This is a genomic window from Cellulomonas pakistanensis (assembly GCF_016862755.1).
GTDB lineage: Bacteria > Actinomycetota > Actinomycetes > Actinomycetales > Cellulomonadaceae > Cellulomonas > Cellulomonas pakistanensis.
In genome coordinates this window covers 202497-215409 of the sequence record NZ_BONO01000001.1, presented here as the reverse complement: position 1 = coordinate 215409, position 12913 = coordinate 202497, and the positions used below count along the sequence as shown (strand labels likewise).

The 12913-nt window shown below is 73.6% G+C and carries 12 protein-coding genes; 3 read left to right on the top strand and 9 right to left on the bottom strand.

Going from position 1 to position 12913, the window contains the following annotated elements:
* Positions 1–9: 9 nt before the first annotated feature.
* On the bottom strand, positions 10–2877 hold the full coding sequence (locus tag Cpa01nite_RS01080; protein ID WP_203666868.1) for a hypothetical protein: 2868 nt from the start codon (positions 2875–2877) through the stop codon (positions 10–12).
* Positions 2878–3264: 387 nt separating this feature from the next.
* On the opposite strand from Cpa01nite_RS01080, the gene Cpa01nite_RS01075 reads away from it, so the two are divergent.
* Positions 3265–3708, top strand: coding sequence for an MreC domain-containing protein (locus tag Cpa01nite_RS01075; RefSeq protein ID WP_203666867.1), 444 nt, complete (start codon positions 3265–3267; stop codon positions 3706–3708).
* A gap of 10 nt (positions 3709–3718) precedes the next feature.
* Here Cpa01nite_RS01075 and Cpa01nite_RS01070 read toward each other — a convergent pair whose 3' ends face one another.
* From Cpa01nite_RS01070 to Cpa01nite_RS01060, 3 genes are read right to left on the bottom strand one after another with little or no spacing between them, the layout of a single operon-like run.
* The gene (locus tag Cpa01nite_RS01070) at positions 3719–4291 is read right to left on the bottom strand and encodes a YdeI/OmpD-associated family protein (RefSeq protein ID WP_203666866.1); all 573 of its coding nucleotides are present in this window, start codon (positions 4289–4291) and stop codon (positions 3719–3721) included.
* 55 nt (positions 4292–4346) lie between these two features.
* Positions 4347–4949 carry a response regulator transcription factor gene (locus Cpa01nite_RS01065; protein ID WP_203666865.1) on the bottom strand — a complete coding sequence of 201 codons (603 nt, stop codon included), beginning with the start codon at positions 4947–4949 and terminating at the stop codon, positions 4347–4349.
* On the bottom strand, positions 4946–6193 hold the full coding sequence (locus Cpa01nite_RS01060; RefSeq protein WP_203666864.1) for a sensor histidine kinase: 1248 nt from the start codon (positions 6191–6193) through the stop codon (positions 4946–4948). The genes Cpa01nite_RS01065 and Cpa01nite_RS01060 overlap by 4 nt, the downstream gene beginning before the upstream one ends.
* Positions 6194–6346: 153 nt before the next feature.
* Between Cpa01nite_RS01060 and Cpa01nite_RS01055 the strand changes: the two genes are divergently transcribed.
* Both Cpa01nite_RS01055 and Cpa01nite_RS01050 read left to right on the top strand, forming a co-directional pair.
* Complete coding sequence (locus Cpa01nite_RS01055; RefSeq protein WP_203666863.1) at positions 6347–6844, top strand: small multidrug efflux protein; 498 nt, start codon at positions 6347–6349, stop codon at positions 6842–6844.
* A gap of 86 nt (positions 6845–6930) precedes the next feature.
* Complete coding sequence (locus tag Cpa01nite_RS01050; protein WP_203666862.1) at positions 6931–7677, top strand: SRPBCC family protein; 747 nt, start codon at positions 6931–6933, stop codon at positions 7675–7677.
* Between the two features lie 122 nt (positions 7678–7799).
* Here the strand turns inward: Cpa01nite_RS01050 and Cpa01nite_RS01045 are convergent, their stop codons facing one another.
* The 5 genes from Cpa01nite_RS01045 to Cpa01nite_RS01025 all read right to left on the bottom strand — a co-directional run bounded on the left by Cpa01nite_RS01045 (position 7800) and on the right by Cpa01nite_RS01025 (position 12912).
* A complete protein-coding gene (locus tag Cpa01nite_RS01045) occupies positions 7800–7901 on the bottom strand; it encodes an LPXTG cell wall anchor domain-containing protein (protein ID WP_203666861.1) in 102 nt (33 codons plus the stop codon).
* A gap of 100 nt (positions 7902–8001) precedes the next feature.
* On the bottom strand, positions 8002–9714 hold the full coding sequence (locus Cpa01nite_RS01040) for a glycoside hydrolase family 13 protein (protein WP_203666860.1): 1713 nt from the start codon (positions 9712–9714) through the stop codon (positions 8002–8004).
* 62 nt (positions 9715–9776) lie between these two features.
* Positions 9777–10667 (bottom strand): carbohydrate ABC transporter permease, encoded by an 891-nt coding sequence (locus tag Cpa01nite_RS01035; protein ID WP_203666859.1) that lies wholly within the window; start codon positions 10665–10667, stop codon positions 9777–9779.
* Positions 10667–11593: a carbohydrate ABC transporter permease gene (locus tag Cpa01nite_RS01030; RefSeq protein WP_203666858.1), complete on the bottom strand. Its 927-nt coding sequence runs from the start codon at positions 11591–11593 to the stop codon at positions 10667–10669. The genes Cpa01nite_RS01035 and Cpa01nite_RS01030 overlap by 1 nt, the downstream gene beginning before the upstream one ends.
* Entirely contained in the window at positions 11590–12912 is a 1323-nt protein-coding gene (locus Cpa01nite_RS01025; protein ID WP_203666929.1) for an ABC transporter substrate-binding protein, read from the bottom strand. The genes Cpa01nite_RS01030 and Cpa01nite_RS01025 overlap by 4 nt, the downstream gene beginning before the upstream one ends.
* Position 12913 lies beyond the last annotated feature (1 nt).

Here is a 12913-nt window from a genome sequence, read left to right as displayed (position 1 = left end):
GTCGGGTGGTCAGTAGGTGGTCGCGGTCGGCACCGCGAGCTGGGCCGCGGGCTCGCACAGGCGCCGCATGCTCTCCGTGTCGAAGACCCCGGTCCGGGTGCGGACCTCGCTCACCGCGCCGGTCCAGCCCGCGCTACCGGCGGTCTTCGTCGCTCCGACGCGGAACGTGCCGGCCGCGGCCCACGACTGCGTTCGCGGGATCTCGACCACGTCGCTCGACGGGGTGCCGAGGGTGCAGGACCACACGGAGACCGATCCGGGCGTGGTGCCCTGCGGCGCCTTGAGAGCGCCCCCGACCAGCGTCCAGACGCCGCTCTGCACCTTGGTGGCCGTCAGCGCCCGCGTGACCCCGGCGGTGGCACTGTCCGACTGCGCGACCTCGAACGCCCAGCAGCTGCCCACCCCGTCGGCGCAGGGACGGAGGCCCAGGTCGAAGCCCGCGGTCGCCGTCCCGTCCTGGCTCAGCACCGTGGCGGATCCGTCGACCACGTCGGTCCGGACGATCGCCTGGACCCCGAAGCTGTCGTTCGTCACCACGGGGGCCCGCGCGCTGGTCACCGTCGCGCCCGGAGCACCGAGCACGAGCGCACGGTCCGCGGCGCTCCACCCGGTCTCCGCCATCGGCCCGTCGACCCGCGTGATCGCACCGCCGAGCGTCAGCGGGTACGACGTCCCCGCGTCGTCCGAGCTGGCCGCCGTCGTGCCCGTCGTCTCGTCCAGGGTCCAGATCGTCTGCGTCGGGTACGCCACCGAGAACCGGAAGGTCTGCGTCGGGCTGGTCCACCCGGCGCGGTCCACCGACTGGACGTACAGGACCTGCGACCCGGTCGAGGTCGGCGTGAGCGCGATCGTCGGGGTCGCTCCGCTCGCCGTCTTGTCCAGCGCCGAGCTGTTGAGCGAGTACTTGTACGACAGGATGTCGGTCGCAGTCCCCGGTCCCAACCGGAACGACCCCGTCTTGCCGATGCCGCCGGCCGGAGTGTCCGCCGCGTAGACCGGCTGGCTGCCGACCGCCACGGGCGCCACGGTCGGCGCGCCCGGGGCCTGGGTGTCGATCGTCATCTCGCAGGCGACCGCCGGGCCGCCCGTCACGTTCGGGTCGACGCCGTTGATCTGGACCCGGAAGGTCTTCCCGTTCGCGCCCTTCATCCCACCGAGGCGGATCGTCTGGGCGACGCCCGACGCCTGGGCCGCCGGACGGGCGTGCCACAGGATCGGGTTGCTGGTACCGGCCGCGTACACGTCGACGTTCGCCTGGACCGCCTGCCCGTCCGGGTCGCTCAGGACCGCGTGCAGCACCGGCTCGTCCGAGCGGAGATAGGGCCGGCCGGCACCCATGACGCACTTCGACGGCGGGTCGCTCGTGATCTTCACGTCGACAGGCAGGACGGGCGGCCGGTTGTACGAGATCGACAGGCCGGCGTCGTTCCGGAACCGCTTCCACCACGCCATCGAGCCCTCGTTCACCGCGATGCCCATGGTGAGCTGGCTGGAGTTGGCGGACGCCACCGCCCGGCCGGCCTCGTGCGCGGAGAACTCGAGCCAGCGCACCGGGCTGCCGGCGCAGGTGGACTTCGTCGCCGCGACGAGCGTGCTCTGCGGGATCCAGTTCGCGCCACCGGGCCACGGAGTCGACGAGTCCCAGTTGTCGACGCGGTACGCCGTGACCTCACGCGGGGTGCAGTCGTAGGAGTGCGTGCCCACGGCGGCGAAGGTCGCGCCGAGGATGTGCCCCGGCTCCATCGCGCCGATGCTGGACAGCCCGCCGAACTTGAACAGGAGCCGGCTGCGGAAGGTCGCGCTGCACGTGGTCGTGGTGCCGCGGTCGCAGAGGCCCACGCCCTCGTCCGGGTTGAACCGGTACGACTGCCCGTAGACGTCGCGCACGGCGGACCAGTCGTTCAGCGAGCCGCTGATGGCGGGGTCGATGTAGACCGGCCACACGGTGGCGTCGTCCTCGATCATCCCGGTGTCCGGCGTGATCGCCACACCGTCCTCGCCCATGGACACCGGCAGGTAGCTGACCTGGCTCTGCGCCGAGGGGGAGCGCTCGAGGTCCACGACCTCCCCGCCCACGGCGTCGACCGACGCCTCCGACGCACCTGGCAGGCGCGCCGCCCGGGCCGCGAACGAGGGCAGCGGCGCCACCCGGCGCGAGTCCCACATCGCCGGGGTCGGGCTGGAGAACACCTGCTCACCGGCGTCGTCCAGGGCGACGAACCCGCCCGCCTCCTCCTCGAGCGTCAGCCCGTCCGTCGTCTCCACGGGGAAGGAGAGAGCCGCGAGGCGCGGGTCGGCGGCCGCCTCGGGCGACTCGACCCGCAGGACCTCCGAGAACCCCGTGGCGTCGTCGTTCACCGTGACGACGAGGTCGACGCCGGGGAGCACCTCGTCGTACGTGATCTGGTCACCCTCCGCGGCGGGTGCCGGCAGGTCGAACGGGACGTCGAACGTCAGCTCGTGGCCGTCGCGCTCGATCCGTGCGAGCGGCATGCCGTCGGTCCCGTCGCTGAAGACCATGGGGCGAACCGGGGCTGCGACGGTCAGACCGGAGTCACCCTCGACGACCGTGGTGTCGATGTCGCCCCAGGAGCCGGTGACGTCCGTGCGGACCGCGAGCGCCGAGACGTCGAGTCGCATCGTGCCGTCCGGCTGCGCGTAGACGGTGTTCCACTGGGTGCGCTCGCCGACGACCTCGACGTCCCGTGCGCACGCCGTCGCGATCGTGCTGGCCTCCGCGCTGTCCGCGGCGGAGGCGGCACATGTCACGTCCGGTGCCTCCGGCTCCGGGTCACTGGCCGACGCGGGTCCGACCGCGGAGGCGAGCAGGGCCGTCGTGACGGCGACGGACAGGACGGTGGTGACAGGACGACGCACGGGCCGAGCTCCCCCTACGGCACCCGGGGGCACGTCCTCCCCCGGGCATGACGACGACGGGAGCAGGCGCTCCGCCGCGACCTCGACGGGCGCTCGCGAGAGCCTGTGCGTGATCTGTGAGGAACGTAGGGCTCGGGTGAAATGCCTGGATAGCGGCCGTTCGGGTGACACGGTGATCGTTTTCCCACGAGCTCGTTCATCCGTGACGGCCGAGAGCCAGCGGCCCGTCCCGACCGGCCGAGGTCGCACGTCACACCCCGGCTGGGCCGATGGTCACAGCCCGCGGCGGATCCGAGGGCGACCCGGCCCGACCCACAGGCGCCGCCGGCCGGTCGCACCGCTCCCCCAGTTGACCGCGGCCCCCGGCGGAGGAGCAGGGTGGGCCCCGTGCAGTCGGACGAGTGGGCACAGCAGGGCGACGTCATCGAGCAGGCGCGGCACCGCGCCGAGGTCGTGCGGCAGAACGTCGAGCGCGCCCTGCGCCTGGCCGAGGCCGAGGGCGGGCCGTTCGACTTCCTGTCGGTCGCGATCGCGGCGCACTGCTCGGTCGCCTACCTGCGGCAGCACCGCGAGTTCGCCGGGCGGATCCGCGCGCTGCAGGCCACCGTGCCGCCCGAGCCCGACGACCGCCGGGACGCCGCGCTGCGGACCCGGCTCGCCCGGGCCGAGCACCGGGCCGTCGCGCTCGCCGCTCGCGTCGAGCGGCTGGAGGCGGAGAACGCACGGCTGCGCGACCGGCTGGCGCTCACCCGGCGGGCAGCACCGGTCCCGCTCGGAGCCGGCGCGCGCCGACCCGGGACGGCCGCGCCCGGTGCGACGAAGCGGCCCTGACGACGGGCGGTCAGCCCTCCACCAGCCCCCGCACCGCCCGGGCGACGCGCTGCGCCCGCACGGCCAGGCTCGGCGCGGTCATCAGCGGGTGCAGCACCGAGTACCGCCGCTGCTTGTCGAGCGCGTCGAACGCCGCCCGCGCTCCCGGGACCGCGTCGAGCGCCGCCAGCAGGTCCTCGGGAACCTCGGCGGTCGCCGACCCCGCGTAGGCGCGGTCCCACCGGCCGTCCGTCCGGGCCAGCTCGACCTCGGCGTGCCCGCGCGGCCGCATCCGCCCGTCGGCGACCAGGCGGGCGACGTGCTCGACGTTGCGCTGCGACCAGATCGACCGGCGCCGCCGTGGGGTGAACCGCTGCAGGAAGGTCGCCTCGTCGCGGCTGCGCTTCTGGCCGTCGATCCAGCCGCTGCACAGCGCCTCGTCGAGCGCCTCCGCGTAGGTCAGCGACGTGGGGTCGACGGTGCCCTTCTTCGCGAGCACCAGCCAGACGCCGGCGGTCTCGTCCTCGTGGGTGTCCAGCCACGCGCGCCAGGCGGCGGCGTCGGGCACCACGAGCAGGTCGTCGGCCGGGGCGGGGTCGGTCATGGGGTCCACGATCCCGCACGTGCGCCGCTGACGGCGGGAGCCCGGCCGACCCGGCTCAGATCCAGCCGCGCTCCTCCGCGGCGAGCACCGCCTGCTGCCGGGTCGCGACCCCGAGCTTGCCCAGGATCGACGAGACGTGGTTCCGCACCGTGCCCGGCGACAGGTGCACGGCGGCGGCGATCTCCGCGATGGTCTGGCCCCGCCGGCCGGCGCGGAGCACGTCGAGCTCGCGGTCGGTGAGCGGGCTGCGCTCGTCGGCGAGCGCGTCGGCGGCGACCTCGGGGTCGACGTACCGCCGCCCGGCCGCGACCAGCCGGATCACCTCGGCGACGTCCTGGGCGGGGCGGGACTTCGGCAGGAACCCGTCGACCCCGGCCTGCAGCGCGCGGCGCAGCACCCCGGGCCGTGCGTGCCGGGTGACGACCACGCACCGCGTGGGCAGCGCGCGCGTCAGCCGGGCCGCGGTGTCGACGCCGTCGATGCCGGGCATCTCGAGGTCGAGCAGGCACACGTCCGGCCGGGTGCGCTCCGCCTCGGTCAGCGCCTCCGCGCCCGACCGGCACTCGGCGACGACCTCCAGGTCGGGCTCCAGCCCGAGGAGGGCCGCGAGCGCCGTGCGGATCATGTCCTCGTCGTCGGCGATGAGCACCCGGATCACGTGCGAACCCCCTCCCCCGTGGCGCCGACTGGCACCGCGACCGTCAGCTCGAACTCGTCGTCGCGGCGCACGTGCACCTCGCCGCCGAGCGCGCCGATCCGGTCGCGGATCGCCGCGATGCCCGTGCCCGGCGGCCCGCCGGGCGTCGCAGCCCGCTCGTCCCGGTCGTTGGCGATGGCGTAGCGCCACCGGTCGCCGTCGCGCCGCAGGCTGATCCGCGCCCGGGCGCCCGCGCCGTGCTTGAGGACGTTCGTCACACTCTCCCGGACCAGCGGCCCGAGCACGTCGGCGGGCGCGTCCTCGGCCCCCGGGCCGAGCTGCACCTGCACCTCGTGGCCCGCGGCGCGGAGCAGGTCGGCGGCGTTCGCGATCTCGTCCGGCAGCGGCACGCCGCGGAACCGGGTCGCCAGGTCGCGCGTGCCGGCCCGCGCCTCGTCGACCGACGCCCGCGCGGTGCGGATCTGCTCCGCCGCGGCGGCCGGGTCACGCTCGATCAGCCGCTCCGCCAGCTCCAGCTGCAGCGCCACGACCTGGAGGTGATGGCCCTGCAGGTCGTGCACCTCTCCGGCCAGCCGCAGCCGCTCGCGCATCGCGGACAGCGCCCCCGCGGCCTCCCGCGCCCGGTCGAGCTCGCGCACCAGGTCCCACCACCACAGCGAGAACGCCGACATCGCGGGCAGCAGCAGGATCAGCGTGGGCGGCAGCGTCGCGAGCTCGGCCTCGGCGGTGTCGATCCCGAACCGGGGCGCGTCGACCGCCCACAGCGCCACCAGCACCAGCGTGAGGACGACGACGAGGCGCCAGCGCACGCCCCGGGGCCAGGGCCGCAGGCTGAGCAGGAACGCCAGCACGCCGACGCCGAGCATCCAGGACCCCGTGGTGATCCCGAGCAGGGCGGCTCCCGCGGCGCCCACCACGAGCGCCGCCACGTCGCGTCGGCGCCGCAGGGGGTCGACCGGGGCGTCCTCGCCGGCGTGCGCCACGACCGGGTAGTCACGGACGAGCACGACCGCCGCGGCGAGCTGGAGCACGACGCCCACGGCCGCGAGCGCCGGACCACCCGGGACGACAGCGTGCTCGGGGAGCTGCCCCAGCCAGACCCACCAGTTCACCACCACCACGAGGTCGAGGAACACGAGCCCCGCGACGGTGTACCACCACGTCGCCCGGACCCCTCCGGCGTACGGGCTGACGCCGCCGGGCACCGCCCCGCGCGTGACCGACGTGCGACCCGGATCCGCCATGGACCCGACCGTACGGCCATGACATCCGTCACGGGGTGCTCCCCGGGACCTCACGGACGCCGGTGACACCGCGCCACTGCCGCGGGCGGCGTCGACGCCGTTGGCTGGAGGCACCGAGAAACGCACCGTCCGATCCGCACCCCGGAGGTCTCCATGGCTGGTCTGTCCGACGTCGTCCCGCAGTTCCAGGAGCTCGTCGCCCAGCTCCCCGACTGGCTCCAGCCCGCGGGCGTCGCGCTCGCCGGTGCCGTCCCGTTCGTCGAGGGCGAGGGCGCCGCCGCGATCGGCGTCGTCGGCGGCATCCACCCGGTGTTCGCCGCCGTCGCGGGGATCGTCGGCAACTTCGTCGCGGTGCTGCTGGTGGTGCTGGTCGGCGCCCGCACCCGGCAGGCCGTCGTCACCCGCGGCGGCCGGGCCCCGGTGGCCCCGAGCGCGAACCGGCAGAAGTTCGACCGCGCGTTCGCCCGCTACGGGGTCGCCGGCGTGAGCCTGCTCGGCCCGCTGCTCATCCCGACGCACTTCACCGCGGCCGCGCTGGCCGCGTCGGGCGTGCCCCGCGCCCGCATCCTCACCTGGCAGGGGATCGCCATCACGCTGTGGACGATCGCGATCAGCCTCGTGATCACCGGCGTCATCGCGTTCGCCGGCTGAGCGCAGGCGCCCGCGGCCGTCCGCGCGCATCCTGGACGGGCCGGGTGGAGCAGTCACCCGGCACCGAGCTCGGACGAGGAGACGTCATGACGACGAAGGTCGAGGAGTCTGTCCTGGTGAACGTGCCGGTCAGCGTCGCGTACAACCAGTGGACCCAGTTCGAGGACTTCTCCCGGTTCATGGGGGGCGTCAAGTCCGTGACCCAGCTCAGCGACGACCGCCTGAAGTGGGTCGCCGAGATCGCCGGAGTGAAGCGCGAGTGGGAGGCCCGGATCCTCGAGCAGGTCCGCGACACCAAGGTCGCCTGGGCCGCCACGGAGGGCGCGACCAACGCGGGCGCCGTCACGTTCGAGGACCTCGGCGGCGGGCAGACGTCCGTGCACCTGTCCCTCGAGTACGAACCCGAGGGCCTGGTCGAGAAGGTCGGCGACAAGCTCGGCGTCGTCGAGAACACCGCCGCGAAGGACCTGGAGCGCTTCAAGGCGTTCATCGAGGACGAGGGCTACGCGACCGGCGCCTGGCGCGGCGAGGTGAACCCGGGTGCCTCTGTCGGCACGCCCGGCGTCGCCGACGCGGCCGCCTCGGAGGGCGACAAGGGCAAGGCCGTCGCCGCGGGGCTGGGCGTCGCCGCGGCCGGTGCCGCTGCTGCGGTCGCCGGGGCGGCGAAGGCCGGCGGCGGTCAGGACGACACCGCGACGGTCGAGCACGTCGACCCGGTGGTCCCGGTCGAGCCGGTGGTCGTCGAGACCGACCCGGTGCTGGGCGTGCCGCCGACGACCGGCACCGTGCCGGGCACCGGCGACGACGGGACGGACCCCGCCGCGCGGATCTGACGCCGCGATGCGCGCGAACCCCCCGGTCGGGTCACCGACCGGGGGGTTCGGTCTGCACCGGACGACACTGTCGGCATCGCTCACCGCGACCGGCGTCGATCAGGCGGGCCGGCGCGGGCCCGTCACCGCTTCCGCCGGGCGAACATGACGCCCGCGACGACCAGGATCACGACGATCCCGACCACCGCGAGCGCCGGACTCAGCGTGCCGCCTTCTGCCACCATCGCGCGCCTCCCTGGGACGACGCCCGCCGTCCGCACGGGCTGGGGCGAACGTAGCGGGCAGCGCATGCCGCTGCACCACGTCGCCGTCGGGGCGCCCGCGTCAGCCCTCTGGCGGGGTGAACCAGACCGTCGCGCCCCCGGGCACCAGCACCGCCCCGTCCGCCGCCGACCCGGCGTCCGGCGCGCTGGTCAGGACCACCCGTCCCACGCCGCCGACCGGGTACGGCTCGTCGCCGAACACCGTCACCACGTGCCACCCGCCCGGTCGGACGTAGTGCAGGACGTCGTCCCGTCCGGTGTCCACCCACGTCAGCCGCTCCTCCCCCTGCAGCCGCCGCCGGGCGTCGAGGGCCTGCCGGTACAGCGCCAGCGTGGACGCCGGGTCGGGCTCCTGGACCGCCACCGCGTGCTCGGCGAACCACGCGGGCTGCGGCAGGTGGGAGCCGGCGGCGCCGAAGCCGAACGAACCCGCGTCCGCGGTCCACGGGATCGGCACCCGGCAGCCGTCCCGGCCGACCTGCGACCCGCCGGTGCGGAAGAACGTGGGGTCCTGCCGCTGCTCGGCGGGGATGTCCGCGACCTCGTGCAGGCCGAGCTCCTCGCCCTGGTACAGGTAGGTGGACCCCGGCAGCCCGAGCACGAGGAGCGTCGCCGCCCGGGCGAGACGCAGCCCCCGGGCCCGGTCCAGGTCCGCCTCGGGCCCGCCCTCGAGCAGCCACCGGGCCGCGCGCTCCCGGGGCGCCAGCCCGTCGCCGCGGGACGCGACCCCGTAGCGCGTCGCGTGCCGCACCACGTCGTGGTTGGACAGCACCCAGGTGCTCGACGACCCCGACCGAACGGCGAGCTCCAGGTTGTCGGTGATGATGCGACGGAACTCCGCGGCGTCCGGCTCGGCGAGCAGGAGGTCGAAGTTGAACGACTGCCCGAGGCTCTCGGGCCGCGCGTAGAGCGGCACCCGCTCCGAGTCGACCCAGGCCTCGGCGACCGCGGCGCGCGGCGGGTCGTAGTCGTCGAGCACGGTGCGCCACTCGGCGTAGACCTCGTGCACGTCGTCCCGGTCGTACAGCGGGTGGTTCCCGTCCCGGGGCATGGCCTCGATCTCCGCGGCGGAGGGCAGCGGCTCGGTGAGGTCCTTCGTCAGCATGTGCGCCACGTCGATGCGGAAGCCGTCGACCCCACGGTCGGACCAGAACCGCAGCGTCCGGACGAAGTCGGCGCGCACCTCCGGGTGGTCCCAGGCGAGGTCCGGCTGCTCGGGGGCGAAGCTGTGCAGGTACCACTGCCCGTCCGGGACCCGGGTCCAGGCCGGACCGCCGAAGGTCGACTCCCAGTCGGTCGGCGGCTCCGACCCTCCCGGCCCGGACCCGTCGCGGAAGATGTACCGCGCTCGGGCCGGGGACCCGGGGCCCGCGGCCAGGGCCTCCCGGAACCACGCGTGCTGGTCGGAGGTGTGGTTCGGCACGATGTCGACCACGACCCGGATGCCTCGCGCGTGCAGCGCCTCGACCAGCGCGTCGAAGTCGTCGAGCGTCCCCAGCCGCGGGTCCACGTCGCGGTAGTCCGCCACGTCGTATCCGCCGTCCGCGAGCGCCGACGGGTAGAACGGGCTGAGCCAGATCGCGTCGACGCCGAGCTCGGCGAGGTAGTCGGCGCGCCGGGTGATCCCGGCCAGGTCGCCCAGCCCGTCGCCGTCGGCGTCGGCGAAGCTGCGCGGGTACACCTGGTAGACGACGGCCTGCCGCCACCACGCGGGGACGTCCCCGGGCGGGGTGCTCGCGGCCGGCGTCGGGGCGGTGGTGTCCGGTGCGGTCATGCGGGTGCGTCCTCCTGGTCGGTCGACGGGGGGTGCGGGTGAGCGGCTCCGGTGGCGGGGTGTCAGCCCTTCACGGCGCCCTGCGTGACGCCCTCCATCACCCAGCGCTGCGTGAACAGGTAGGCGACGATCGCGGGCGCCATCGCCATCAGGTACGACGCGAACGCCACGTGGTAGTTGTTGCTGAACTGGTTCTGGAACAGGTTCTGCCGCACGGGCAGGGTCTGCAGCGCCGGGTCGGCGATGATCAGCGACGGCATCATGAAGTCGTTCCAGGCGTACAGGAACGCGAAGATCCCGACCGTCGCGCTCATCGGCGCCAGCAACGGGAAGATCAGTCGCCAGAACGTCTGCCACGTCGTGGCCCCGTCCAGGCGGGCGCTCTCCTCGAGCTCCTCGGGGATCGAGCGGAGGAACGCGGTGAACAGCAGCACGGAGAAGCTGAGCTGGAACATGGTCGCCAGCAGGATCACGCCGAAGGGGTTGTCGAGGCCGACCCGTCCGGTCAGCTGGATCTGCGGCAGGGCGACGACCGGGAACGGGATGAACATCGCGGCGAGCAGGTAGTAGAACGAGTACCGGAACACCCGGTGGTCCCAGTTCCGCATGATCGCGTAGGACGCGAACGCGGCGAGCAGGATCGTCGCCACGACGGTGCCCGCGGTGACCAGGAGCGAGATCCCGGCTCCCACGGGGAAGTTCGTGAGGTTCCACGCCTGCACGAAGCCGTCGACGCTGAACGGCGCGGGCAGCGAGAACGCCTGCCCGTCGACGGCCTGCCCCTGGGTCTTGAACGCCATGGACACCGTCACGTAGAGCGGCAGCAGGACGGTGACGGCGCAGAGCACGAGGACGACCGTCCCGGACCAGTTCGTGCGCTCCTTGCGGACCTGCCCGGTCGTGCGGCCGGTGCCGCGGGCGGGCACGGGCCCCGCCGTCGTCTGCGTCGCCATCACGAGGCCTTCCGGGAGCGCGTCAGGGAGAGCTGCAGGAGCGAGATGAGGACCGCGACGACGAAGAAGATCGTCGCGTTGGCCATCTGGTAGGCGTAGTCGCCGCCGTTGAAGCCGGCGATGATCGTCATGGCGACGCTGCGCGTGGCGGTGCCGGGACCGCCGTTGGTGAGGCCGACGATGATGTCGTAGGCGTTGAGGTAGCCCTTGAAGCCCAGGATGACGTTGATGACGACGTACCCGGCGACCAGCGGGACCGTGATCCGCAGCAGCTGCTGGAGCTTGCTCGCACCGTCCAGGTCGGCCGCCTCGTACACGTCGCCGGGCACGGACAGCAGCCCCGCGATGTAGATGAGCATCGTGCCGGGGATCGACTGCCACGCGGTCACGACGACGATCGCCACCCACGCGAGGTCCGGGTTGGCGAGCAGGCTCGTCTCCAGCCAGCTGATCCCCGTGGCGGCGCCCGCGGCGGGCAGCGAGTTCGAGAACAGGAAGTTGAAGACGTAGGCGATGATGATGCCGCTGATCACCATCGGGACCACGAACACCGTGCGCAGCGCCGTCTTCATCCGGATCCGCGAGGTGAGCCCCACGGCGAGCAGGAACGCGACCACGTTGACGACGAGGACGGTCGCGACCGCGAAGCCGAACGTGAACAGGTAGCTCTGCAGGATCGCCGGGTCGCTGAACATCGCGACGTAGTTGGTCAGCCCGACGAAGCTCCAGTCGCCGATGCCGATCGAGTCGGTGAAGCTGAAGAAGATGCCGATGACGCCCGGCACCGTGATCGCCAGCGTGAACAGGACGACCGTCGGCAGCAGGAGCAGGTAGTACAGCGGCTCGACGCGCCGGCGCGGGCGTCTCGGCGCCGGGCGGGTGGTCGCAGCGCTCGCCGCGGCCGCGGTCGTGACGGTACCGGTCATCGCGTCGACTCCTTCGTCTCCGTGACGGGGGCCGGCTGCCGGAAGGCGAGTCGCGCCCAGTCCGCGTCGAGCGTGCGCAGCATCGCGGCCGAGTCCTGGCCGAGCAGCACCGCCTGTGCGTAGTTGTTGACCGGGATGGTCCTCGGCACCAGCACCGACGGGCCCTGGTAGACCCGGTTCTCCTCGTAGTACGGGACCATGCCGGCGACCCGCGGGTCGTCGACGGGGGCCGCGTCGGTGGTCGGCGCGAAGCCCAGCTGCGAGGCGTTGTACGCCTCGATGACCTCCGGCTGGTAGAGGTGCTCGAGGAAGTCGCGCGCGGCCTCCGGGTGCCGGGCCTCGACCGGGATCCACGCCGCGAGGTCGACGTTCACCCGGACCGCCAGATCGTCCGGGTCGTCGGTCATGGGCAGCGGGAACGTGCCGAGCGGGAGGTCGGGCGCGGTCTTCGCGATCTCGCTGAACGCCCACGGACCCTGCAGGTACATGGCGGCCTCGCCCTGCGCGAAGGCGAGGTTGCCGTCGCCGTAGCCGCGGCTCGCGGCGTCCGGGTTCACGTACTGCGCGAGCTCGGTGGCCTGCTCCAGCGGGCCGCTGAAGTCCTTCTGGAACGACACCGCGCTGTCCGGCCCGACGTCGGTGCCCTGCTCGGCGAGCCGGTCGAAGAACTCGAGCACGTCGACCTGCCCGCCGACCGCGTAGTCGAACCACCCCTGGGCGACCGTCCAGTCGTCCTTGAACGTCGCGTAGATCGGGGTGATCCCCGCGGCCTGCAGCGTCTCGCAGGCGGCGATCAGCTCGTCCCAGGTCTGCGGGACCTCGATCCCCTGCTCGGCGAAGATCTGCTCGTTGTAGATCACCGACGCGGCCATGACGGAGTACGGCAACGCGCTGGTCCGCCCCGGGTACGACCCGTACTGGTCCATCAGCGGCTGCAGGTCCGGGCGGATCCGGTCGGCCGCGTCGGTGTCCGACAGGTCGCTGAGCGCCCCGCGCTGCACGAACCGCGCCGACTCCATGTTGTAGTTCGCGAGCGCGATGTCCGGCGGATTGCCCCGGACGAAGCTCGCCGACACCACGTCGACGCCCGAGGTGTCCAGCACCACCCGCACGTCGTCCTGCGAGGCGTTGTACTCGTCGACCAGCTCGGTCATGAAGCCGATCGCCTCGCGCTTGCTGAACGCGAACCGCACCTCGTCGCGGCCGTCGCCGGCGCAGGCCGCGAGCAGGACCCCGCTCGTCAGGACCACCAGCACGGACGCGACCGCCCGGCGGGCGCGACGCACCCGCCCGCTCCGTCGCCAGACCTCCAGCACCATC